The 23,653-nt window shown below is 61.3% G+C and carries 24 protein-coding genes; 12 read left to right on the forward strand and 12 right to left on the reverse strand.

The features are described from left to right. Nucleotides 1-10 precede the first annotated feature (10 nt). Both ABD653_RS05130 and glmU read right to left on the reverse strand, forming a co-directional pair. Nucleotides 11-523, reverse strand: coding sequence for a hypothetical protein (locus ABD653_RS05130; protein WP_160780170.1), 513 nt, complete (start codon nucleotides 521-523; stop codon nucleotides 11-13). Continuing rightward, nucleotides 520-1,884 carry a bifunctional UDP-N-acetylglucosamine diphosphorylase/glucosamine-1-phosphate N-acetyltransferase GlmU gene (glmU, locus tag ABD653_RS05135; protein WP_160780171.1) on the reverse strand — a complete coding sequence of 455 codons (1,365 nt, stop codon included), beginning with the start codon at nucleotides 1,882-1,884 and terminating at the stop codon, nucleotides 520-522. Before glmU ends, ABD653_RS05130 begins: the two co-directional genes overlap by 4 nt. Nucleotides 1,885-1,945: 61 nt before the next feature. On the opposite strand from glmU, the gene ABD653_RS05140 reads away from it, so the two are divergent. The 3 genes from ABD653_RS05140 to ABD653_RS05150 all read left to right on the forward strand — a co-directional run bounded on the left by ABD653_RS05140 (nucleotide 1,946) and on the right by ABD653_RS05150 (nucleotide 4,935). Continuing rightward, nucleotides 1,946-2,626, forward strand: a complete 681-nt coding sequence (locus ABD653_RS05140; protein WP_160780172.1) for an HAD hydrolase-like protein — start codon at nucleotides 1,946-1,948, stop codon at nucleotides 2,624-2,626. Nucleotides 2,627-2,787: 161 nt separating this feature from the next. Then, nucleotides 2,788-3,723, forward strand: coding sequence for an SDR family NAD(P)-dependent oxidoreductase (locus ABD653_RS05145; protein ID WP_160780173.1), 936 nt, complete (start codon nucleotides 2,788-2,790; stop codon nucleotides 3,721-3,723). 66 nt (nucleotides 3,724-3,789) lie between these two features. Continuing rightward, nucleotides 3,790-4,935, forward strand: coding sequence for a hypothetical protein (locus ABD653_RS05150; RefSeq protein WP_160780174.1), 1,146 nt, complete (start codon nucleotides 3,790-3,792; stop codon nucleotides 4,933-4,935). A 56-nt stretch (nucleotides 4,936-4,991) separates the two neighbouring features. Here the strand turns inward: ABD653_RS05150 and ABD653_RS05155 are convergent, their stop codons facing one another. The 4 genes from ABD653_RS05155 to ABD653_RS05170 are packed head-to-tail and all read right to left on the reverse strand — an operon-like array spanning nucleotide 4,992 to nucleotide 7,991. Beyond that, nucleotides 4,992-5,345 (reverse strand): DUF2794 domain-containing protein, encoded by a 354-nt coding sequence (locus ABD653_RS05155; RefSeq protein ID WP_160780175.1) that lies wholly within the window; start codon nucleotides 5,343-5,345, stop codon nucleotides 4,992-4,994. Then, on the reverse strand, nucleotides 5,345-6,052 hold the full coding sequence (gene epsC, locus ABD653_RS05160; protein WP_160780176.1) for a serine O-acetyltransferase EpsC: 708 nt from the start codon (nucleotides 6,050-6,052) through the stop codon (nucleotides 5,345-5,347). The genes ABD653_RS05155 and epsC overlap by 1 nt, the downstream gene beginning before the upstream one ends. 27 nt (nucleotides 6,053-6,079) lie before the next feature. Continuing rightward, complete coding sequence (locus ABD653_RS05165; RefSeq protein ID WP_160780177.1) at nucleotides 6,080-6,691, reverse strand: P-loop NTPase family protein; 612 nt, start codon at nucleotides 6,689-6,691, stop codon at nucleotides 6,080-6,082. Nucleotides 6,692-6,701: 10 nt separating this feature from the next. Continuing rightward, the gene (locus ABD653_RS05170; protein ID WP_234032213.1) at nucleotides 6,702-7,991 is read right to left on the reverse strand and encodes a heavy-metal-associated domain-containing protein; all 1,290 of its coding nucleotides are present in this window, start codon (nucleotides 7,989-7,991) and stop codon (nucleotides 6,702-6,704) included. Nucleotides 7,992-8,060: 69 nt separating this feature from the next. On the opposite strand from ABD653_RS05170, the gene purM reads away from it, so the two are divergent. The 5 genes from purM (at nucleotide 8,061) to ABD653_RS05195 (ending at nucleotide 12,446) form a co-directional block, all read left to right on the forward strand. After that, nucleotides 8,061-9,167, forward strand: coding sequence for a phosphoribosylformylglycinamidine cyclo-ligase (gene purM / locus ABD653_RS05175; protein ID WP_160780179.1), 1,107 nt, complete (start codon nucleotides 8,061-8,063; stop codon nucleotides 9,165-9,167). Continuing rightward, complete coding sequence (gene purN / locus ABD653_RS05180; RefSeq protein ID WP_160780180.1) at nucleotides 9,160-10,128, forward strand: phosphoribosylglycinamide formyltransferase; 969 nt, start codon at nucleotides 9,160-9,162, stop codon at nucleotides 10,126-10,128. Before purM ends, purN begins: the two co-directional genes overlap by 8 nt. A 107-nt stretch (nucleotides 10,129-10,235) precedes the next feature. Continuing rightward, nucleotides 10,236-11,243, forward strand: a complete 1,008-nt coding sequence (locus tag ABD653_RS05185; protein ID WP_160780181.1) for an NADP-dependent oxidoreductase — start codon at nucleotides 10,236-10,238, stop codon at nucleotides 11,241-11,243. A gap of 151 nt (nucleotides 11,244-11,394) precedes the next feature. After that, on the forward strand, nucleotides 11,395-11,988 hold the full coding sequence (locus tag ABD653_RS05190; RefSeq protein WP_160780182.1) for a TetR/AcrR family transcriptional regulator: 594 nt from the start codon (nucleotides 11,395-11,397) through the stop codon (nucleotides 11,986-11,988). Further along, nucleotides 11,985-12,446: a hypothetical protein gene (locus ABD653_RS05195; RefSeq protein ID WP_160780183.1), complete on the forward strand. Its 462-nt coding sequence runs from the start codon at nucleotides 11,985-11,987 to the stop codon at nucleotides 12,444-12,446. The genes ABD653_RS05190 and ABD653_RS05195 overlap by 4 nt, the downstream gene beginning before the upstream one ends. Nucleotides 12,447-12,565: 119 nt before the next feature. Here ABD653_RS05195 and ndk read toward each other — a convergent pair whose 3' ends face one another. From ndk to ABD653_RS05220, 5 genes are all read right to left on the reverse strand, one after another. Next, nucleotides 12,566-12,988 (reverse strand): nucleoside-diphosphate kinase, encoded by a 423-nt coding sequence (gene ndk, locus ABD653_RS05200; protein WP_160780184.1) that lies wholly within the window; start codon nucleotides 12,986-12,988, stop codon nucleotides 12,566-12,568. 109 nt (nucleotides 12,989-13,097) lie between these two features. Beyond that, nucleotides 13,098-13,595 carry a hypothetical protein gene (locus ABD653_RS05205; protein WP_160780185.1) on the reverse strand — a complete coding sequence of 166 codons (498 nt, stop codon included), beginning with the start codon at nucleotides 13,593-13,595 and terminating at the stop codon, nucleotides 13,098-13,100. 95 nt (nucleotides 13,596-13,690) lie between these two features. Further along, complete coding sequence (locus tag ABD653_RS05210) at nucleotides 13,691-14,125, reverse strand: DNA polymerase III subunit chi (RefSeq protein WP_160780186.1); 435 nt, start codon at nucleotides 14,123-14,125, stop codon at nucleotides 13,691-13,693. Next, entirely contained in the window at nucleotides 14,122-14,268 is a 147-nt protein-coding gene (locus ABD653_RS05215) for a DUF2256 domain-containing protein (protein ID WP_199801301.1), read from the reverse strand. The genes ABD653_RS05210 and ABD653_RS05215 overlap by 4 nt, the downstream gene beginning before the upstream one ends. Nucleotides 14,269-14,286: 18 nt before the next feature. After that, nucleotides 14,287-15,747: a leucyl aminopeptidase gene (locus tag ABD653_RS05220; protein ID WP_160780188.1), complete on the reverse strand. Its 1,461-nt coding sequence runs from the start codon at nucleotides 15,745-15,747 to the stop codon at nucleotides 14,287-14,289. A gap of 113 nt (nucleotides 15,748-15,860) precedes the next feature. On the opposite strand from ABD653_RS05220, the gene ABD653_RS05225 reads away from it, so the two are divergent. The 4 genes from ABD653_RS05225 (at nucleotide 15,861) to rsmA (ending at nucleotide 21,477) form a co-directional block, all read left to right on the forward strand. Then, nucleotides 15,861-18,134: an LPS-assembly protein LptD gene (locus ABD653_RS05225; protein WP_160780189.1), complete on the forward strand. Its 2,274-nt coding sequence runs from the start codon at nucleotides 15,861-15,863 to the stop codon at nucleotides 18,132-18,134. A 145-nt stretch (nucleotides 18,135-18,279) separates the two neighbouring features. After that, a complete protein-coding gene (locus ABD653_RS05230; RefSeq protein ID WP_407672780.1) occupies nucleotides 18,280-19,653 on the forward strand; it encodes a peptidylprolyl isomerase in 1,374 nt (457 codons plus the stop codon). After that, the gene (gene pdxA / locus ABD653_RS05235; RefSeq protein WP_160780190.1) at nucleotides 19,650-20,666 is read left to right on the forward strand and encodes a 4-hydroxythreonine-4-phosphate dehydrogenase PdxA; all 1,017 of its coding nucleotides are present in this window, start codon (nucleotides 19,650-19,652) and stop codon (nucleotides 20,664-20,666) included. Before ABD653_RS05230 ends, pdxA begins: the two co-directional genes overlap by 4 nt. Continuing rightward, nucleotides 20,659-21,477, forward strand: a complete 819-nt coding sequence (gene rsmA / locus ABD653_RS05240) for a 16S rRNA (adenine(1518)-N(6)/adenine(1519)-N(6))-dimethyltransferase RsmA (RefSeq protein WP_160780191.1) — start codon at nucleotides 20,659-20,661, stop codon at nucleotides 21,475-21,477. The genes pdxA and rsmA overlap by 8 nt, the downstream gene beginning before the upstream one ends. Here the strand turns inward: rsmA and ABD653_RS05245 are convergent. Beyond that, nucleotides 21,470-23,578 carry a malate synthase G gene (locus ABD653_RS05245; RefSeq protein ID WP_160780192.1) on the reverse strand — a complete coding sequence of 703 codons (2,109 nt, stop codon included), beginning with the start codon at nucleotides 23,576-23,578 and terminating at the stop codon, nucleotides 21,470-21,472. The two genes, rsmA and ABD653_RS05245, sit on opposite strands and share 8 nt — an antisense overlap. Nucleotides 23,579-23,653: the final 75 nt, after the last annotated feature.

Genomic DNA, 23,653 nt, shown 5'->3' on the forward strand with positions numbered 1-23,653 from the left:
GCCGCCGCTCCTAGTCGAGGAACAGCTTGCCTTCATCACGCATGGCGGCTTTCGCGGCACCATATTGCACCGGCAGCAGATCCTCGGCATCGTCGCATATATCGACTCCGACGGTCCCTTCGCTGTCGATGATCACCAGTCCGTCACTGATCGCGGGATTGTTGGGCTCCCCCGGCGTGAAATTTGTGCGGACCATCCGGCTGTAGACGATATAGCGCTTGGTCCCGTCGCGGAACTGGATTTGTGCTTCTCCACCACCCGAATAGGGAACGCTGGCCCAGCGGCCACCCGTCACGTCCACCTGTACGCCTTCGGTGCCGCTTCGAAAGTGCACATCACCCGGCCCGGCCGCACAGACCGCAACCTGCTTACCCATCGCAGTCGTGCATTGGAAAACCGGGGTCTCGGCCTCGCGACACCCGACTTTCTCGAACGGAGCACTCGCCGCTTGTGGGCCGGCTCTGTCCGATGGAGCGCAGGCGAACGCCACGATGGCGAGAGTCGCCATCGCGAGACGCTTCACTTTTTCGCCTCGGCCTTCTTCTTTTTCATCGTGTCATGGAAACGGTCGGCCCAGCCTGGCTTCACCGATTGCTCGGCGCGCTCCATCCGCAATTCGCCATCGGCCACATCGCGGGTCACCGTGCTGCCCGCAGCGACAATCGCATCCGCGCCGATCTTCACCGGGGCCACCAACGCGCTGTTCGAACCGATAAAGGCCCTCTCCCCGATCACGGTCTGGTATTTGAAATAGCCATCATAATTGCAAGTGATTGTACCCGCTCCGATATTGGCGCCCGCGCCGACCGTCGTATCACCCAGATAGGTCAGATGGCTGGCCTTGGCCCCTTCACCCAGTGTCGCTTTCTTCATCTCCACGAAGTTGCCGATAAAGGCGTGATCTTCCAGCACGGCTCCAGGCCGCAGGCGAGCATAAGGGCCGACCGAGCAATTCCGGGCCAGCGTTGCGCCTTCCAGATGGCTGAACGCCTTGATGATGCTGCCATCACCAACCTTCACCCCTGGGCCGAAAACGACATTAGGTTCGACCACCACGTCGCGGCCCAGCTCCGTATCATAGCTGAAGAAGACTGTTTCAGGTGCCCGCAGGGTGACGCCAGCCGTCATGGCTTCTTCGCGCTTCAGCTGCTGCCACTGTGCCTCGGCCTGAGCCAGTTCGGCGCGGCTGTTGATACCCGCCACTTCACCCGGGTCATCCGTGACGACAACCGCGCTGTGGCGGCCATCGTCACGGGCTATATTGACGATATCGACGAGGTAATATTCGCCTTGGGAATTGTTGTTGTCGACCCGGCGCAGCAGGTCGAACAGGTCCGCACCTTTCACCGCCATCAGGCCCGAATTGCACAAGGTGCAGGCGCGCTCGTCATCGCTCGCATCCTTAAACTCGACCATCTTGGAAATGTGGCCGGCCTCGTCGGCGATCACCCGTCCGTACTGCAGCGCATCATCAGGTTCGAAAGCGAGGACGACCACCGCTGGAGCATCATCCTGATGCAGGCGATCGAGCATCATATCCATGGTCGAACTGCGCACGAAGGGCACATCGCCGTAAAGGATCAGCACATCGCCGGAATAGTCTTTCAGGTCCTCTTCCGCCATCTGGACGGCGTGGCCGGTTCCATGCTGCGGCTCTTGCAGGCAGGTCTTCGCCCGGCCTTCAACGGCCCCCTCGATCTGTTCGCGGCCTGCGCCGACGACCACGACCTTTTCCGATGGCGACAGGGCATCCACCTGCGCCATCAGGTGGTCGAGCATCGCCCGCCCAGCAATCGGGTGCAGGACCTTGTGCAGGTCGGACTTCATGCGGGTGCCCTTGCCCGCGGCAAGGATGACAGCGGCAAATTCTCGTGTGGTGCTCATAGCCACAGCCTGTGGCACCAAATTGTTGCAGTTTCCAGAGCTTGCAGGCATCGCCCCTCCCATGGCTGACTTTCCCTTTGATGCAGTCGGGTTCGATCTCGACGGCACTCTGCTCGACACATTTCGCGATCTCGGCGCGGCGGTAAACCATGCCCTCGACCTGGGCGGATTCAAACCTGTTCCGGTCGGGAGCAGCAAGGATCTGATCGGCGGCGGTGCCAAGATCATGCTGGCTCGCGCGGTAGAGCAGCAAGGCGGAATGCCGGAGGATGATTTCCACGCGCTCTACAAGCAGATGCTGCGCTATTATTCAGAGAACAACGCGGTCCATTCGCGCCCCTATCCCGGCGTCGTCGAGGCTCTGGACGCGCTGGCATCGCGCAATGTGCAGATGGCAGTGGTGACCAACAAGTTCGAAGAATTCGCGACCAGCATCCTGACCACGCTGGGGCTGGCCGATCGCTTCGTCACGATCATCGGCGGCGATACGATGGGCAAAGGCAATGCCAAGCCCAAGCCCGACGCCGTGATCGAGGCCCGCAAACGCTGCGGCGCGGATGGACCGGCTGGCTCCTTCGCTTTTGTTGGCGACAGCACGTATGACGTGGCCGCCGCCAAGGGCGCAGGCGTGCCGGTGATTGTCGCGGCCTATGGCTATTGCGACAAGCCTCCGCACGAACTCGGCGGCGATGCGGTGATCGAACGATTCGACCAATTGTTGCCCGCGCTTGAACGATTGTAACAGCGTCTGAGGAGCCTGCCCTTACGGCATCGCGACTCCCTCTTTTCAATGTTGCAACGCAGCAGGGAACCTGTCACCCAGCCGCCACGTTGACGGGCGCGTAAGCCCGCATAAGACAACATAACCTATTCGCAGACAGACCCTTCCTGGAGGACAATTCCATGACCATTTCGTTCAAAGACAAAGTCGCCATCGTCACCGGCGCAGGCGGCGGCCTGGGCCGTGAATATGCGCTCGAACTGGCCCGCCGCGGTGCCAAGGTTGTGGTCAACGATCTGGGCGGTTCGCGTGACGGCACAGGGTCTTCGGATGCCGCTGCCGAAGTGGTCGCGGAAATCAAGGCCGCTGGCGGCGAAGCCATGGCCAATGGCGGCTCGGTCACCGAATACGAGCAGATGGAAAAGATGGTTGCCGACGCCAAGCAGAAATGGGGCGGCGTGCACATCCTGATCAACAATGCTGGTGTCCTGCGCGACAAGAGCTTCGCCAAGATGACGCCTGACGACTTCGAATTCGTGGTCAAGGTGCACCTGACCGGTTCGGCCTTCGCGACCAAGGCATGCTGGGAAACTTTCCGCGAGCAGGCCTATGGCCGCATCTTGATGACGGCGAGCTCTACCGGCCTGTTCGGCAATTTCGGCCAGGCCAATTACGGTGCGGCGAAGCTCGGCCTCGCCGGTCTGACCAAGACGCTCCAGCTCGAAGGCGCGAAATACAACATCAAGGTCAATTCGCTCAGCCCGGTCGCCGGCACGCGCATGACCGAAGACCTGTTCCCCGAAGAAGCCTTCAAGCTGTTCTCACCCGAAAATGTGGCGCCTGCTGCGCTTTACCTCGTCAGCGAAGATGCTCCGTCGAACCAGATCGTCGGCGCGGGCGCCGGTGGTTTCCACTCCGCATGGGTGATGATGAACGATGCCGTGTGGCTGCCGGAAGGCCAGCGCACGGTCGAAGGGTTCGCCGATGCGTGGGACGAGATCAACGCGATGACCAACCTCAAGGCACCGCAATCCGGTTCCGAACAGTCAGGCGCGATTTTGGCTGCCATGCAGAAGGTCCTCGGTGCCGACGCAGGCCCTTCCAGCACCCGCGGGTAACACCGCGCACTGTGTTGACTGAATAACACACCAGGCCTATCCCGCTCACACGAGGGGGTAGGCCTGATGTATTCACAGGAAGAGATAAACTCCGCGGTCGCCGCAGGTGCGATCAGCGAAGACGCGGCCAACGGGCTACGCACGCATGTCGCCAAACTGCGTGCCATGCCGATTGCCAATGAAGAGCAATTCCGGCTGATCACCAGCTTCAACGATATTTTCGTGACTATCGGCGTGATCATCATGTTGATCGCGGTTGGTTCGATCGGTGGTGCGGTGATCGGCGGGATCGAGCCCGACAATGTCTGGCAACTTGCCTTGATGGGTGCCCTTCCCTCCGCATTGGTCGCTGCAACGGCATGGGGCCTCGCTGAAATCTTCACCCGCAAACGCCGGATGGCGCTGCCCAGCATAATCTTGTTGCTGGCTTTCGTCGGGGCGTCTTTTGCCCTGGTGCTGAGCGTGCTTGTGCTGCCGTTCGGGCTGATCTTCGGCCCGGGAAGCTTCGCTGCGGCAGAAGCCGCCGGGTGGGAGCCTGACGAGACACTGGGCGCAATTGTTGTTGCAGCCATGCTGACATTGACCGGCGCTGCCACAACCTGGCTGACGTGGCAGCATTGGAAACGCTTTATGGTCCCGGTGACCGTGGCAGCGGGCACAACTGCCGTGGTGGGAACCTTTGTCGCGATCGTCCAGATCACCAGCGCGATCATCACTGACGGAAATTCGTTCCCGGCTCTGATGCCAGTGTTGTTCCTGGCCGGGATCGGCGTGTTCGCCTTTGCCATGTGGTGGGACATGAGCGATCGCTCGCGCACCACGAGGCGCAGTGATGTCGCCTTCTGGCTGCATATGCTCTCGGCCCCGATCATCGCGCATACCGTGTTCAGCAGTATCGGCCTGACAGGCAGCGGAGTGACCGGGGTTGGCGGAGCCGTTGCGGTCCTGCTGGTCTATATCATCTTCGGCGTGGTCGCCCTGATTATCGACCGCAGGGCCTTGCTTGTTTCGGCGTTGGTCTACGTGTTGTTTGCGCTGACATTCCTGTTCAGCCGGTTTGGCGCGGTGGAGCTCAATTTTGCACTCACAGCCTTTGTGATCGGTTCGGCACTGCTGAGCCTGTCAGTTTTCTGGACACCGATCCGGCAGAAGCTCGTGGCTATGCTCCCCGATGAAATGCAGGGCAGGTTGCCAAGTATTGCGAGCACTTGATCCACAAACCATTGCGCTACTGTCTTAGAACGATTGGTAAGTTGCTCGGTGGAGCCCTAACCCTCGATCGTCTTGAGCAGCCGCCGCTCGACCGGGGCCAGCACGCCGGCGAGTTCGTGCCCGCGTTTCAGGATTTGGCCGTGCTCGCCGAACAGTGTCCACATGCCTTGCTTGTTACGTAGCGATGGACGCTTCTCCACCCGCGCTTGCGGGCGTTCTGCGGCGCGACGGAAAGCTGCGAAAATGGCGGCTTCCTTGGTGAATTCCATCGCGTAATCGCGCCACTCGCCCGCGGCGACCATGCGACCATACAAATCGAGGATGCGCTGCAATTCCTCCCGCTCGAACGGCACTTGGCTGGGTTTGCGACCGGGAAATGCAACGACGGTACCGCCAAGGGGCGAATTCATCAGCTATCGGTCCCGCTGCGGCGTGCCGTTTCGGGCGCTGGCGCAGATTTCAATTGTTCGATCTGCGCCTTGAGCAGCTCAAGATCCGCTTCGAGCGACTCAATCCTTTTGGCGCCTTCCGCAACCTGATCCTCGCACGGCTCATCGCAAGGGGTGCCATAGGGAATGAACTCCTTGATCCATTCTTCTGCCGGAACCAGGGTCGAACGGGCTTTCATGCCGATCATGGTTGCGCCCTCGGCCACATCATCCGTCACTACCGCATTGGCACCGATTCGCGCACGCGTGCCCACCGTGATGGGGCCAATCACCTGCGCGCCGGATCCGATAATGACATTGTCACCAATGGTCGGGTGCCGCTTGCCGCCCTTGCCATTGGTCGGGTTGGTCCCGCCAAGCGTCACACACTGGTAGATTGTGACATTGTCGCCAATCTCGGCGGTCTCGCCGATCACGGTAAATCCATGGTCGATGAAAAAATGTTTGCCGATCCTGGCCCCGGGGTGGATGTCGATGGCGGTCAGGAAGCGCCCGAAATGGTTCACAAGCCGGGCAAGGAAATAGAGCTTGGCCTCGAACAGCCAATGCGCTGCGCGATGGAACCCCAGCGCCCAGACGCCCGGATAGAGGAGGATTTCCCAACGGGAACGCGGTGCGGGATCGCGCCGGTGGACCGAGTCCAGATAGTCGATCAGACCCTTCAGCATTGGCGGGATTCTCCCACTTTTCCGACCTTATAGCAAGCGTGCCTGCTCCGGCCCTTGTACCGCTTCTAGCGCATCGCGCCAAATTCCCTGGGTCGGAGCCGCTTTGCGCTCGAGGGTCAGGCGGTCAATCATGGCCACCAGTTTCTCGATATCGGCGAAGCTGCGCGTCGCCCGAGGGACAAGATAGGTAAGTGCCCCCTCGCCAAGTGCAAGTCCACGGCGAGTCGCATGGCTCTGGATTAGGTCCGCCAGCATCGCATCGTCGGGGGTGCCGATTTCCAGATGCAGCGCGGCGCCGAGGCGGGATTTGAGGTCCGGCAAGGTAATGTCCCATCGATCCCCGTCAGCGACCAGCAGCAGCGCTTCGTCCTGTTCGCGTGCGCGGTTCCAGCGGTGGAACAGCTCGGTTTCGTCCCAGTTGTCAGCGCCATCGATAGCACTGCCCTTGCCTGCGCCCTCGAACCAACGCGCCAACAGCGATTTTCCCGCCCGGGCCGGCCCCATCAGAATGGCTGTACCAAAAGGCCAGTTCGACGGATCTGCCAGTGCCTCAGCCACATGGGCATTGGCGTTACCGACCACGATACTGGCGGGATCGGCGGGCAAACCCTGCGCCAGTGGCAATGCGATTTGCGACATGGCCGCGGGCCTATCGGCTGATGGCGAGCGCGTTGCTGCCCTGGTTTACGCTAAACCCGCGCGAGCGTAGCGCTGCGGCGAGATCGCCGAGGCTGCCGCCATAAGTAACCCGCATGACCGAAGTTCCGCCAATGGCGAGCGAACTGGTTGCAGCCCCACGCACACCGGGCGTCGCATTGACGGCGGCCAGAGTGGCATCGACCGCACCAGCGCTTGGCGTCGCAAACTGGACAACATAGGTGTTGAGCGTGGCCGCTGTCGGGCTTGGCGTTGGCGTTGGCGCGGTCTCGTTGCCTTCAGCGCTCTCGCCTGCTTCGGCAGCGGCTTCTGCGGCAGCGGCAGCGCGTTCTTGCGCTACGGCAGCACGACCGGCCTCGATCAGGCGCTGCAGCACAGGATCGGCATCGATCCCGCGTTGGCTCAAAGTCGGATCGGGCCGCAACTTTCCGTCGGCCAAGGCCTTGGAAAAGATCTCATCAAACTGGCTGACCGCCTGCACCATCATCGCCGGGACTTCATCTGGCGAATCTGCTGTCAGGGTGAAACTGTCGAGATAGCGGTTGTCCGGGCCGTATCGCGCCGTGAAGGCACCTTCGACAGGGCCGCCAGGATATTGGTATTGCAGCCGCACGATCGGCACCAGCACATCGGCGGCGCCAAACTGGTCCAGGATCGTATTCCACCACGCCCGGCTGCGTCGGCTGGTCTGGCCATAGGTGAGCAGCAGCGAATCGCCGCCCGCGCCAGACGGCCGGACATAATCGATGCGGCTGGTACCTGCTTGATACTCCGCCCACGCTCGCTGCCACGGATTGCGCTGTTCGTAGACCAGTTCTGTCCCGCCGGAGATCGTTACCGGAATCAGCAGCATCGGGGCGGATCGCCGCGCCTGGGCTGTTCCGCCAAGATAGCGCCCGGCCCGTTGCCGGTCGAATATCACGCCGAGTGTCGCGATGTAACGCTTGCTGCCTACCCGCTCTCGCTCGATTACGACGGCAGAAACCAGCGACTGAAGCTGGCCGTCGGACAATGTCGGCCCGCCCAGCTTGGCCCATGCTTCACGCTGGGCACGGCGCCAGCCCTTCTGCCGCGCATCGTCCGCGTCGTCGCCGGTCACGTCGACTTCGATCCCGCCGACATCGATATCGCTGCTGGCCGTGACCACCGCGATCCCGCGGTCACCATCCACTTGCGCAGTTGCGACCGCCAGGCCGATACCCAGCGCCGCCAGCAGGCCAAGGCCAGCCAGGATAATGCCGGGTGCGATCGGGCGTTCGTGAAGGGTCAATGTCAGTGCCATGGGGAAAACCGAGAGCCTTTTGCCGAAAGGGCCGTGCGATTCCAAGCGCGAATGACTAAAGGCGTGGGTATGGCTGCGGATAGTTCACAGAAAACCGGTTACACCTATGCCGATGCAGGCGTCTCGATCGATGCCGGAAATGCCCTCGTCAAGGCGATCGGGCCGCTCGTCAAAGCGACTGCCCGCCCCGGTGCAGACGCCGAATTGGGCGGTTTCGGCGGCTTTTTCGATCCCAAGGCGGCAGGCTATGCAGACCCATTGCTGGTCGCTGCGAATGATGGGGTCGGCACCAAGCTGAAACTGGCCATCGATCATGACCGGCACGACGCTGTTGGCATCGATCTGGTCGCAATGTGCGTGAATGACCTGATCGTGCAGGGTGCAGAGCCGCTTTTCTTCCTCGACTACTTCGCCACAGGCAAGCTGGAGAACGGCGTTGCCGAGCGAGTCGTGGCCGGCATCGCCGAAGGCTGCAAGCAGGCAGGCTGCGCCCTGATCGGCGGCGAGACCGCTGAAATGCCGGGCATGTATGCCGAAGGCGACTACGACCTTGCCGGTTTTTGTGTTGGCGCTGTCGAGCGCGGCGAACAATTGACCGGCGACAAGGTCGCGCCCGGGCATGTCTTGCTGGGCCTTGCCAGCTCAGGCGTGCACTCCAACGGCTATTCCCTCGTCAGGCGGCTAGCCGCCGACAAAGGCTGGAAGCTCGACCGCCCGGCCCTGTTCGACAATGACAAGCTGCTGATCGACCATTTGCTGGAACCAACCCGCATCTATGTCGCCAGCCTGCTGCCCGCCATCCGCACCGGTGCAATCGACGCTTTGGCTCACATCACCGGTGGCGGCTTGCTGGAAAATATTCCGCGCGTGCTGCCCGACGGCGCGCATGCTGTGGTTGATGCCGATGCCTGGGAGCAGCCTCGCCTGATGGCTTTCCTGCAAGCGCAAGGCGGCATCGAATCTGCCGAAATGGCGCGTACATTCAATTGCGGGGTAGGCATGGTGCTGGCAGTGGAGCCCGGCAAAGTCGAAACGGTCATGGGTCAACTGCGCGAGGCAGGCGAAACAGTCCACCGGATCGGCATGGTCGAAGCTGGAGACAAAGGCTGCACCGTGCGGGGTTCCGCAGGCACATGGTCGGCCACTGCCGACTGGGAAGTGCGGCACCTTGGCTGATGCGCCTCTCGCCAGGGTCGCGGTGCTGATTTCGGGCAGCGGCACCAATATGGCGGCGCTTCTTTATGCCAGTCGCCTGCCCAATTCCCCGTTCGAAATCGTCCTCGTTGCCAGCAATGATCCCCATGCGGGCGGCCTATCGATCGCCGAGGCTGAAGGCATCCCGACCTTCGCACTCAGCCATAAAGGGATGGAACGCGCCGATCACGATCTTCTGATGGACGAGGCGATCCGCGAACATGGCGCCCAATTCGTGGCACTGGCCGGGTATATGCGGATCCTGTCGGACGAAATGGTGGCGCGATGGGAAGGCAAAATGCTCAATATCCACCCCTCCCTGCTGCCGAAATACAAGGGGCTCGACCCGCATGCCCGTGCGCTCGATGCGGGGGATGAATATGCCGGTTGCTCGGTCCACCTGGTCACCGGAGAGCTCGATGGCGGGCAGGTTCTGGGCCAGTCCGAGGTCGCCATTCTCGCCGGGGATACGCCCGAGACGCTGGCCTATCGGGTCAAGCTGGCAGAGCACCAGCTCTATCCGCGCGCGCTGTCCGACTTCGTGTCGCAGCCGTTTGATTCCGCGTGGTTGCTGGAGCGGGTGCGATCACTCGCCTTGGCCCTGCCCGAAGCAGAGGAGCGCCCCAGCCATGGCTCCCCCGGATGGCGCACAGGCGGGAAAAGCGGCAAGTACTTCGCCTATTTCAGTGACCAGCATCACGGGGCCGAGCACATCGCCCTGCTCGCCAAGACCAGTGGGCAAGACGAACTGGCTGCCTTGATCGATGGCGATCCCCAAGCCTTCTACAAACCCGCCTTTTACGGCGCGAGCGGCTGGGTAGGCCTGATCCTGAACCGCCCCGATTGCGATTGGGAACAGGTCGAATACTGGCTAGGCCGCAGCTGGCAGGCCGTGGCCCCCAAACGCCTGACCAAGCTGATGGATGCTGCGGACGAATTTTAGGCTGCGCCGCGGGCATCACCAGCGGGTTCCCTAGTCAATTGGCCACTTGAGACAGCGGCAACCGTGGATCAGGCACAGCGGATCACACCGCTGCACAGGCCACAACCATGTTCGAAAACCGCCGCGTATTCCTCAAAGAATTTGCCGTGGATTTACCCACGTTGGACAATTTCGGGGTGGAGGATGTTGCCATCACCGAAGTGCCCGAGGGGCAAATCGTGGTGAAGTCACACACGCTCTCTGTAGACGCGTGGATCCGCACCACCCTGAGCGATGCCGGAATGCACGCACGCTCCAATCTCGGCCAGACCATCAGGGCTTTCGGAGTCGGCGAAGTGGTCGCCAGCACCCATCCTGACTGGCAGGTGGGCGATTGGGCCTACGGTTTGCTGTGCGCCCAGACACACGCCCTGCTCGAGCCCGATGGCCTGCAAAAGGTGACTCTGGAGGAGGGGATTGATCCGGCCGCCATCGTCGGTCCGCTGGGCATCACGACTGGGCTCACCGCATGGGTCGGCCTGATCGCAGTGGGCGAAATGAAAGCGGGCGAGACTGTGCTCGTGTCAGGCGCAGCAGGCGCAGTTGGCTCCTGCGTGGTGCAACTGGCAAAGAGCCGCGGGGCCCATGTCATCGGGATCGCGGGCGGCGCGGAAAAATGCGCCTATCTCACCAGCGAGGTCGGTGCGGATGCCGCGATCGACTACAAGCAGGGCAATGTGACCGAGCAAATCGCAGCGACCGCGCCAGACGGGATCGAGGTGTTCTTTGACAATGTCGGCGGCGATATTCTCGATAGCGCACTCGACAATCTGCGTCCCACCGGCGGCGCCCGCATTGCGATTTGCGGTGCCATCTCGCAGTATGAGAACCTCGACGATGTGCAGGGCCCGAAGCTCTATCTCCGGCTCGCCGAACGCAACGCCTCTATGCGCGGCTTCGTCGTCAGCCATCACGCCGCCCGCTTCCCCGAGGCCGTAGAAGAAATTTCTGCCCTGCTCCGCTCAGGCAACCTGGCACTACACGAGCACGCCGTGGAGGGGGTCGAGAATTTTCCGGAGGCGTTGCTGATGCTTTATGCAGGCAAACACTTTGGAAATCTGGTGGTGCGGGCCTGAGGTTGTCTCTCACGGTTTAGACAGAGCCAGCCATTCCGCTGGCGACCTGATTGCAGACACTCGATCGGCGATCCATCGCTCATCCGGGCCGATATTGGGCTTCCGGCAAATGCGCATTGAAACAGAATGATCGTTCTGTTATTCATCGCGAATGCCCCGCAAGCCCGTCAAATCCGAACCCGAGATCCTCGATGCAGCAATGCGCCATTTCTGGCAGCGCGGCTATAATGCGACGTCGATGGACGAGCTCGTAGATAGGATTGGTGTCAGCAGGCACGCCATTTACTCGCACTTCGGTAGCAAGCACGAATTGTATCTGCGCTGCTTCGACGCTTACCAAAGCGCAATCGTCGATCCTGCGTTTGAGCCCGTCGAGACTGCGACGGGCGGAATCGCCACGATAGAAGACTATTTCGAGACACAAATCTCCCTTGCCGAAAAGATCGGGCTACCGGGACCGGGGTGTTTTGTCGCCAATGCCGCGACCGAAACGGCGCCCCATGACCAACTTGCATCCGACAAGGTTGACCAACATCATCGGCGTCTTCGCGTCGGTTTTGCCAGAGCGCTGAGCTTGGTTGAGCCACAGGAGGATGCGAACGAGGTCGCTGCATTGGCAGAGCTGCTCGTCACCTGTGCTCAAGGACTATGGTCAATGTCTCGCACCGCAACTTCGGCCAAGCCACTGCGACGGCAGGCGAGAACAATCGTTTCTCTCATCAAATCAAGGGACGCTCATCAATGATCGAAAAGACGGCCAGCGCTAACTCGGGTCGTACATTTGCCGTTCCGCGCGCTTTCCTGATCGCGCTTGCGATCAACTTCGTATGGATCAACGCATCAGAGGTGTGGCGCTATCTCTATGTCATCAAGCCCATGCTTCACGAGGCTTTTCCTGGCGAAGCGAGAATAGCTCCGTTCGACCTCGCGACGTTCGCGATATGGTCATTGTGGGACTTGATTCTGGTAGCCGCCGCCACGGGATTTTACTGGCTGTTTTTGAAAACGGCAGGACCTTCTTTCTGGCAAGCGATTACCGCTTCAATATTGTTCACTTTGACGGTCTTCGGCCTTCTGTGGTTGGGCGTCTATAATATGGGCTTGGTTCCAGCGCGCTTTATATGGGTCGCACTCCCGCTTGCTTGGGCTGAGCAGGCAATTGCCGCATTCATAGTGTGGCAAATGCTCCTTAGACCGAAATAGCCGCACCGCATTCTCATCAGCGACTGTCGACCCTTTCAGGCGTCCGCTCTCCACCCTATCCCCCAAAAAAAGGGCCGCCCAATCAGGCGGCCCTCTTCGAATTCGGTGATATCAGGCGATTAGCCGACGATTTCGCTCGCATCGAAGAAGAAGTCGATCTCGATCTTGGCGTTCTCGTCGCTGTCCGAACCGTGGACGGTGTTTTCACCGATCGACAGGGCGTGGGTTTTGCGAATGGTGCCTTCGGCAGCTTCGGCCGGGTTGGTGGCGCCCATGATGTCGCGGTTGCGGGTCACGGCGTCTTCGCCTTCTAGGACCTGCACGACAACCGGCTCGCTCATCATGAACTCGACCAGTTCGCCGAAGAAAGGACGCTCGCTGTGCACGGCGTAGAAACCTTCGGCCTGTTCGCGGCTCATGTGGATACGCTTGGACGCAACGACGCGCAGGCCGGCTTCTTCCAGCATCTGGGTCACAGCACCGGTCAGGTTGCGGCGGGTGGCGTCAGGCTTGATGATCGAAAAGGTGCGGGTAACCGCCATGGGGAATTCCTTGATGTCATTGGGAGAGATTGCGCGCGCCTTTAGAGCGCGGCGTCACAGCCCGCAAGCCCTGCGATACAAGCCTGCGTCCACCAACCCCGAAATCGGGTCAGTTACCCAGCCCCTCGCTGACCATCAACTGCGCTTGCGTGGTCCCTTCGGACGGTGTGGCATTGAGCGAAAAGCTCATGCCGTTTTCGCCCGTCCCGCCGATCATTTTTCCGTCATTCACAGTCAGGTCCATCTCGATCGAGATACCGGCAGCCTCGGCTTCCTTACGGTAATGATCGGCGATTTTCTGCGGGCTGTCGGTGCTTTCCAGCATGACCAGTGATCCCTTGTCGCCATCCTGCGCAACATTGGTGACGCTCTGGATCGTCGCGCCGGGATAGACGGAGAAACCGTTGGGCAAGTCCGCCTTCACGTTCTCGCCGGTCTGCATGGTCGCCGTGCCGTCCTCTGTTTCGATAGACGCGGTGACGCCGCCGGAGGAATCATCGATGGTGTATTCGGCGGTTTCGCCGTCTTCGGTTTCGATCGTGCCGGATTTCTCCGATCCGCAGGCGGCAAGCGCCAGCGCCATGGTGGAAGCCAGAATGATACGCATTGATTCCCTCCCTCAGTAAGCCGCAATCATCCCAAACCCGCGCGGCAGACGCAATCCCCTGCGCCATCAGGATCAGTCCGGAACCACAAGAGAGATTAGGCGACCTTGGTCCACTTGCCGTTGTCCTGGCGGAAGAAGGCCCGCTCGAGATCTTTGGCGCCGTCGAGGGAGCGCCAGGTAGCACGAGCCTGATCCAGCGTTGCTTCGCTAAACAGCAGGAATGCGCGGGCAAAGCCTTCTGGCTCCCGCCATGCCCCGTCGGCAAAGATGACATGGCTTGCGCCATTGGTTGCCTTGCACTCTGCCGAGAGCAGCACGGGCTGGCGTTCCGCACCGACGGAATCGGCCTCGCCATTGGCCAGGAAGTTCTCCGGGTTGGTATCCCACAATGCCTTGCTGATCGCCGCCCGCTGCGCTGCGTCTTCGGAAACGACTAGCAGGCGCTCCGCCTCGCCCAGCACACGCCCGGCAATCATTGCGACGACCTTCTCTGCGGGATCGGAGGAGAGTTGCCAGAAATCGGCCTTCATGCCGTGTTGCTCTTGCTATCGCGCCGGCAGCGGTCAGAACAATACTTCACGTTGTCCCAATCCCGCTCCCATTTCTTGCGCCATGCAAACGGGAGGCCGCAAGACGCACATATTTTGGACGGAAGGTCCGCTTTCTTGCGCATCTTGGACACGTGTCAGAATTACCCTTCCAGCACGTCGCGGACATACTGGTCGATTATCCGCACACCATAACCGGTGGCGCCCTTGTCCCACGTTTGGCCAGGCTTGTCCGCCCACACCATGCCGGCAATATCGCAGTGCGCCCACGGGCGATCTTTATCGATAAAGCGCTGGAGGAACTGCGCTGCGGTAATCGAGCCAGCTCCGCGCGGGCCGACATTCTTCATATCCGCAATCGGGCTGTTGATCAGCTTGTCATAGGCCGGGGAGACCGGGAGGCGCCACAGCTTGTCACCGGTGCTCTCGCCTGCCGCAAGGAGCTTGTCGGCCAGATCATCATCATTGGCGAACACGCCACCATGTTCGCTGCCGAGTGCGATAATCATGGCTCCGGTCAAGGTCGCAAAGTCGACTACCGCAACCGGATCATATTCTTTCTGGGTCCACCACAATGCGTCGCACAGCACCAGCCGCCCTTCGGCATCGGTGTTGATGACTTCGATCGTCTGGCCGTTCGCGCTGGTGACGACATCGCCCGGGCGCTGCGCCTTGCCGTCGGGCATATTCTCGACCAGGCCGACCACGCCCACGACATTGGCTTTCGCCTTGCGCTTGGCCAGGGCGACCATGCCGCCAGCGACAGCGCCGGCGCCGCCCATGTCCCATTTCATGTCTTCCATGCCGGCACCCGGTTTGAGCGAGATGCCGCCGGTATCGAAAGTCACACCTTTGCCGACAAATGCCATCGGGCGTTGGCCCGGCTCGCCGCCGTTCCACTTCATCGCCAGGATACGCGACGGGCGTTCCGATCCTAGCCCCACGCCGAGCAACGCGCCCATGCCCAGCTTTTCCATATCATCATCGGTCAGCACAGTGATTTCGATGCCCGTACCCTGCAGGGCATCGCGACATTTGGACACGAAGCTTTCCGGATAAACCTTGTTGGCCGGTTCAGCGACCAAATGGCGCGTGAACTCGATCCCTTCGCACAGGGCAGCTTCGGTTTCCCAGGCAGCTGGAGCAGTCTTGGTGGCGCCGACCACGATCGCATGTGCGAGCGTTTTCTTCTGCTCTTCCTTCAAAGTGGTGCGATAGGCATCATGGCGCCACGTCCGCAGGCGCAGGCCGGTCAGGACCGATGCGGTTTCGGCAGCTGACAGACCGGCTGCGGAAAGATCCAGCACAATCGTCGTCTCGCCCGAAGTCAGGAACTTGGCAGCCAATGCCGCCCCGGCCTTCTCGCAATTGAGGGCCCTGGCACTGGCATCCTTTTCGCCTGCCCCTGCAAGCGCGACCCGCACCACGTTTCCGTCACGCTCGACAAAACCGTCAAACAGCTGGCCTGCGCCACCCTTGAACCGTGCCGCCTTGGCACCGTCTGCCAGCGCGCGCTCCAGCTCTTTGGGGATCTTTCCATGGTCTACGACATGCGCGACCAAGGTTGTGTCGGCGGTGATGCTATCGGCGAATGTGATCTTCATGGGATCTCCGGCAGGGGTCTGTTTTCATTATCCAACGCGGCACACGGCGCACAGTTTCGTGGGTGTGACGAAGTGCGATTGCGATTAGGCGGGGCAAGTGCAATAGGCAAGCCATGCGCCCGCCCAACGCTTCTGCATTGCCTGCCCTGTTGCGCCGCATGCCTGCGCCGGGCGTTGCATTGGCGCTGGCTGCGCTGTGCGGGGTCGCGACACCGGCGCTGGCACAACAACAAGGCGTGCCGACCCCCGTTCCCGACCAGACAATCGCCGCGGTGGAAGAACCACGCCAAATCGATTTCGAATCCGATGCGCTGGATTACGATTCAGAATCGGATGTCGTCACGGCCCGCGGCAATGTAATTTTGCGCAGCGAAGACCAATCGGTTCGCGCCGACGAAGTGCGTTGGGACAGGAAATCGGGCGTTATCCTCGCCAGCGGCAATGTCCGCCTGGTCGATGCCGACGGAAACCAGCTATATTCGAGCAGCGTCGAACTGACCGACAAGTTCGAAACGGGCGCGATGGAGGATTTGTTGCTCGCCCTGCGCGAAGGGGGGCGGTTGGCCGCAGAATCGGGCGAACGCGGGGATGACGGGACGATCATCCTCAACCGCGCGGCTTACAGCGCCTGCGCTGTCTCCGATCCTGACGGTTGCGACAAGAAGCCCAGCTGGCGGATCACGGCCGAGCGCGTGGTCTACAGCCCGGAAGATCGCCGGGTGCGCTTTCGCGGTGCGTATCTCGAATTGTTCGGCAAGCGCCTGCTGCCGATGCCAGGCCTGTCGATTCGCACCGATGGCGGGGCGGTTTCGGGTTTCCTGATCCCCGATATCCGGATCTCTGAATCCAACGGGCTGGAGCTGACCGGGCAATACTATCATCGATTGTCCGACAATAAGGACCTGACCCTGGGGGCCTATGTCTACACTTCGGCACCACCGATGGTTTCGGGCCAGTATCGCCAGCTGGGAGACAAGGGCGCTTTCCAGATCACAGGCTATGGCACCTATAGCCGTCGCATCTCCGACTTTACCGGCGTGCCGACCAGCGAACAGGATTTTCGCGGCTACCTGTTCGCGAACGGCAAGTTCCAGTTTGACGAGAACTGGAGCCTGACCAGCTCAATCCGCGTTGCCAGCGACCGGACCTTCCTGCGCCGGTACGATATCAGCCGTGATGACCGCCTGCGTTCTATCGTCGAGCTGGAGCGGATCGATCGCAACAGCTATCTCCAGATTGCCGGCTATGCCACGCAGACATTGCGGCTTAACCAGCCGCAAGGGCAGGTCCCGATTGCATTGCCAGTGATCGATTATCGTCGCCGCCTGGCCGACCCGGTTCTGGGCGGCACGATCGAATTGCAGGCCAACAGTCTCGCGATTGTCCGCGATGTCGGGCAGGATACCCAGCGTGCCTTTGCAGGGGCCCGTTGGGACCTGCGCAAGGTGACGCCGCTGGGCCAGGTGGTGCAATTTACCGCACTGGCCCGGGGCGACGTGTATCATTCCGACGAGAACGGCCTGACCGCGACTGCAATCTATCGCGGAAATCCCGGCTGGCAGGGGCGCGCGATCGGCCTGATCGCGGCCGATATGCAATGGCCGCTGGCTGGCGAAGCCTTTGGCGGAACGCAAGTCTTCACGCCGCGCGTGCAGATCGTTGCCACCCCGCCGATCCGCAACTTGGCGGTGCCCAACGAAGATGCGCGCGCCATCGATCTGGAGGATTCCAACCTCTTCGCGCTCAACCGCTTCCCTGGATATGACCGGGTCGAAGACGGAGCGCGGATCACCTACGGATTCGACTGGGAACTGACCCGCCCGGGCTTGCGGGTAAAGACCACGCTGGGCCAGTCTTACCGGCTCGACAAGGATCGGGACATTCTGGTCGACGGTACCGGCCTGTCCGAACGCGTTTCCGATTTCGTCGGCAGGACGGAGGTGCGCTACAAGGATTTTCTCTCACTCACGCACCGGTACCGGCTCGACAAAGACAGTTTCGCGCTGCGCCGGAACGAATTTGACGCCACTATCGGTAGCCGGCGGACCTATCTCGAAGTCGGCTATCTGCGCCTTGATCGCGATATCGCCCAGGGAATCGAGGATTTGCAGGATCGCGAAGAAGTGCGCGTTGCCACGCGCGTCGCATTTGCGCGCTATTGGTCGTTGTTTGGCGCAGGTGTTTTCAACCTGACCGACCGCAACGAAGATCCAACCCTGACATCAGACGGTTTCCAGCCCATCCGTACCCGGCTGGGCGTCGCCTACCAGGACGATTGCCTGGAATTCGGGCTGACCTGGCGGCGCGACTATGTCGACCAGGGGGATGCCCAACGCGGCGACACATTCCAGATCTATTTCTCCTTGCGAAATCTCGGTTTCCGCTAACTTTCCACCGCCACGACACAGGTCCATTGGCACACCCCGACAAACAGGCTAAATCGCGCCCACTCAGCTTTGGTTAAGCCGCATATTGCGATGTGACAGCCAACACAGACCGCCCTGGGACAGGGGCGCCAGACAGGTATCTTTCGTGATCAAGACTACAGTTTCTTCACTGCTCTCCACCCTTGCAGTAACCGGCGCCACGCTTGGCTTGGTGACCGCACCCTTGCCCGCGCTCGCACAAAACGCTGCGCAGCCCGCACCAGCGCCCACAGTGTCCAATCCGCTGGGCATTCCCGACAACATCACCATGCTGGGTGAAACCGATCCCAATATGCGCCGGGCCACGGCGGTTGTGAACGGCACCGTGATTACCGGCACCGATGTCGATCACCGCGTCGCATTGGTCTCCGCCGCCTCGCAAAACGCGATCAGCGACGAAGAAATGGTTCGGCTGCGCATGCAGGTTTTGCGCAATCTGATCGACGAGACATTGCAGATCCAGGCCGCTGCCTTGCAGGAAATCACCATTGGCGCGCCCGAGGTCAACCAGTCCTACCAGCGGCTGGCGGCCCAAAATTTCGGGCAGAACACCGAAGCGATGGACGCCTATCTGCTATCGATTGGGTCCTCCCCCGCTTCGCTCAAGCGCCAGATCCAGGGTGAACTTGCGTGGCAGCGACTGCTGCGTCGAAACATTGCCCCCTTCGTCAATGTGTCGGAGGAAGAGGTCAACGATATCATGAAGCGGCTGGAGGAATCGCGCGGCCAGGACGAATATCGCATTGGCGAAATTTACCTGTCGGCCACCGCTGAAACCGACGCTGCTGTGCAGCAGAATGCAGCACGGATCATGCAACAGTTGCGCGAGGGTGGCAGCTTTGTCGCCTATGCCCGCCAGTTCTCCGAAGCATCGACTGCTGCGGTAGGCGGCGATCTCGGCTTTGTCCGCCTCGCCACCCTGCCGCCCGAAATGGCGACAGCAGCCCAATCGATGCAGGCTGGCCAATTGACCGGCCCGATCAAGATCCCCGGCGGTTACACGATCATGTATCTGATCGACAAACGCCAGGTCCTGACCGCCGATCCGCGTGATGCCGTGCTCAGCCTGAAGCAGATTTCGATCAGTTTCCCTGAAGGCGTAACCGAGGAAGCCGCCGGCCAGCAGGTCGAAGCATTTACCCAGGCTGTCGGCACGATCCGCGGTTGCGGTGATGCCGAGCGTGCTGCGCAAACCGTGGGCGCGGAAGTAGTCACCAACGACCAGCTGCGGATCCGCTCGCTGCCGGAACAGTTGCAGGCAACTTTGCTGCAATTGCAGGTCGGCCAGTCGACCCCGCCTTTCGGCTCCATTGCCGAAGGGGTGCGCGTCTTGCTGCTGTGTGGCCGTGATGATCCCGAAGCCAATGACGGCCCATCTTTCGACCAGTTGATGAGCCGGATGGAAGACGAGCGGATCAACAAGCGCGCCCAGCGTTACCTGCGCGACCTGCGCAACGACGCCTATATCGAGTACAATTGAGCCAGCGCCCGCTCGCAATATCCCTGGGTGATCCGGCCGGAATCGGGCCGGAAATCATCATTGCTGCGTGGCTTGCGCGCCAGGATCGGGATATTCCCGCCTTCGTTGTGGCGGGCGGCGCGAATGCGCTGCGCAAGGCCGCGCGAGCATTTTCCCTCGATTGCCCGATAGAGGAAGTCACCGAACCCGCCGCCGCATCGGGCGTCTTCGGACGCGCCTTGCCCGTATTGAGAGGTTTCGATGGCGACTATGCCCCCAGCGCACCCGATCCGGCGGGGGCAAAACTGGCGCTGCAATCGCTCGAACGCGCGACGCAGCTGGCAACTGACGGTGACGCCTCCGCCGTCGTCACCGCCCCGATTGCCAAGGGCCTGCTCGAGCAAGTCGGCTTCACACACCCGGGACAGACAGAATTCCTCGCCGCGGCCTGCGGGCTGCCAGACGACGCTTCGGTCATGATGCTGGCGGGCCCCACTTTGCGGGCCGTCCCGCTGACTGTGCATTGCCCTTTGGCACAGGTCGCTCAGTTGCTTTCGACTGAGCTGATCGTGGAGCGTGGGCGGACCACGGCCAACGCACTCACCCGTGATTTCGGTATCGCCCGCCCCCGCCTCGCAGTGACAGGCCTCAACCCGCATGCCGGGGAATATGGTAAGTTTGGCCACGAGGAAGCCGACGTCATCGCGCCCGCGATTGCCGCTTTGAAGAAAGAGGGTATCGATGCGTCAGGCCCGTATCCCGCCGATGCCCTGTTCAGTCCGCACAGCCGGGCGGGCTTCGACGTTGCCTTGTGCATGTATCATGACCAAGCCCTGATCCCGGTCAAGGCGCTGGATTTTGACCAAGGCGTCAATGTCACACTCGGCTTGCCCATCATCCGCACCAGCCCGGACCACGGTACGGCCTTCGATATCGCCGGTCATGGACTGGCCAATCCGGGCGCCATGATTGCGGCGCTGACAATGGCTGGCGAATGCGCGGCACGCCGATCACTGGCGCACGGCAATGGTTGATCTTCCTCCTTTGCGCGACGTCATCGCGCGCCATGGCCTGTCCGCGTCCAAGGCCCTAGGCCAGAATTTCCTGTTCGACGCTCAATTGCTGGACCGGATCGCGGCCATACCCGGTGATTTGCAAGACCAGGCCGTCCTGGAGATTGGCCCCGGGCCCGGTGGCCTGACCCGCGCCTTGTTGAAGGCCGGAGCGCGGGTAACCGCGATCGAGATGGACAAACGCTGCCTGCCTGCTCTTGCGGAACTGGCCGAGGCCTATCCCGGAAAGCTGCGCGTAATCGAAGGCGACGCGATGAAAGTCGACCATGCCGAATTAATGGGCGAAACTTTCGCTGTGGTTGCCAACCTGCCCTACAATGTCGGAACGGCCCTGCTCGTGCGCTGGCTGGGAGGCGAAAGCTGGCCGCCGCAATGGACTTCGCTCACCCTGATGTTCCAGCAAGAGGTCGCGCAGCGGATTGTCGCGAAAGAAGGCGGCTCTGCCTATGGGCGTCTGGCCGTATTGGCGCAGTGGCGCGGCAACGCGAACCTGGCGATGAAAGTCCACCGCAGCGCCTTCACTCCGCCACCCAAGGTTATGAGCGCGATCGTCCATGTGACACCGCAGGACATGACGGATGGCGTCAGCGCCAGAACGCTTGAGCGCCTGACCGAAGCCGCCTTCGGCCAGCGCCGCAAGATGCTGCGCCAGAGCCTGAAAGGCATGCCAGGCGCAGTTGACGCGCTGGCCCAAGTCGGGATCGCAGATACGCGGCGTGCCGAGACACTTTCAGTCGACGAATTCGTCGCGCTGGCGCGGGCCCTCAGTTAGCTTTCCTCACCAGCCGCCATTGGTGGAGCAGGGGTTCGGTGTAACCGCTGGGTTGCTCGACACCCTTGAAAACCAGGTCGCAGGCAGCTTTGAAGGCCACGCCGTCCCAGTTGCCTGTCATCGGTTCGTAGGTCGGATCACCCGCATTTTGCGCGTCCACTTTGGCAGCCATGCGCTTGAGGCTATCCATCACCTGATCGCGTGAGCACACGCCGTGGAGCAACCAGTTGGCCATGTGCTGGGAGGAAATGCGCAAGGTCGCGCGGTCTTCCATCAGACCGACATCGTTGATGTCCGGCACCTTGGAACAGCCGACCCCGGCATCGATCCAGCGCACGACATAGCCAAGCAGGCCCTGCGCGTTGTTGTCCAGTTCCTCGCGCACCTCGGCTTCGGACCAATTGGTCCCTTCGGCCAAGGGGATGGTGAGCAGATCGGACAGGCTCGCAATGTCGCCCAGGCCTTGCTGGATTTCGAACACATCCTCGCGGTGATAGTGGATCGCATGGAGTGTTGCCGCGGTCGGACTAGGCACCCAGGCGGTGTTCGCGCCAGCACGCAGATGGCCGATTTTCTCAACCATCATTTGCCCCATCAGATCAGGCGCAGCCCACATGCCCTTGCCGATCTGGGCCCGGCCCGACAGGCCATGTTTGAGCCCGATACCGACATTGCGTGCTTCATACGCTTTGAGCCAAGCGCTGCCCTTCATAGCGCCTTTGCGTATCATGGGGCCGGCCTGCATCGAGGTGTGGATTTCATCGCCTGTGCGATCAAGGAACCCCGTGTTGATGAACACGATCCGGTCGCGCACGGCATGGATGCAGGCGGCGAGATTGGCGGAAGTGCGGCGCTCCTCGTCCATCACGCCAACCTTGATTGTGTGGCGCGGGAGCTCCAGCAAATCCTCAACCGCGTTGAACAAGTCGTTGGTAAAGGAGCATTCTTCTGGCCCGTGCATCTTGGGCTTCACGATATAGATGCTGCCGACGCGGCTGTTGCCGTAGGTGCCGAGGCCTTTGACATCCTGCGCGCTGATGGCGCTGGTGAAGACAGCGTCCATGATGCCTTCGGGAATCTCGCTGCCATCTTCCAGCAGGATGGCAGGATTGGTCATCAGGTGGCCGACATTACGCACAAAGAGCAGGCTGCGACCTGGCAATGACTGCGCCGCGCCATTGGTGTCCGTGTATGTCTTGTCGCCCTTGAGCGCGCGCGTGAGTGTCTTGCCGCCCTTGTCGAAGCTCTCCTGCAAATCGCCGCGGATCACGCCGAGCCAATTGGTGTATGCCAGCAGCTTGTCCTCTGCATCGACAGCGGCCACCGAATCTTCGCAATCGGCAATCGTGGTCAGCGCGCTTTCGATCACGACATCGCTGATGCCCGCCCTGTCAGTTTTGCCGACGGCACTGTCCGGATCCCACTGAACTTCGATATGCAGGCCATTATTGACGAACAGACGCCCCTGTTCGGTCTGCCCGACATACTGGCTTTCATCCTTGATCGGGATGCCGCCCGTCGTGACGCCATCACGCGTCAGGTCGGCCCAGCTCCCGCTCTTGAGCGGCAGCGCCTCATCCAGAAACGCGCGCGCCTGCGCAATCACCGCAGCGCCGCGATCCTCGTCATAGCCACCCGGACGTGCTGGCGGCGCATCCAGCACATCGGTGCCATAGAACGCATCATACAGGCTGCCCCAGCGCGCATTGGCGGCATTGAGCAGGAAGCGCGCATTGAGGATCGGGACCACCAATTGCGGCCCGGCCATAGTTGCAATTTCTGGGTCGACATTCTGGGTGCCGATGGTGAAGTCGCCCGGTTCGGGCACGAGATAGCCGATCTCGGTCAGGAAGGCGGCATAGCCTTCCGCATCATGCGGCTGTCCGCGGCGTTCGGTATGCCAGGCATCGATCTGTGATTGCAGCTTTTCTCGCTTGGCTAACAGGTCGTGGTTGCGCGGGGCATACGCGTGGACAAGATCGGAAAACCCCTGCCAGAAACGGGCCGGATCATGGCCGAGGGGCGCCAGAACGCGATCCTCCAGAAAAGCCGCCAAAGCGGGATCGACCTGCAAATTGCCACGGGAAATATAGTCGCTCATCATGTCCTCATAGTCAGCACCGCGCCGCTGCAACAGCGGGCGGGAATCATTGTCAAATTCTGTCTGGGGAGGACG

Source organism: Parerythrobacter jejuensis (assembly GCF_039536765.1).
Lineage (GTDB): Bacteria > Pseudomonadota > Alphaproteobacteria > Sphingomonadales > Sphingomonadaceae > Parerythrobacter > Parerythrobacter jejuensis.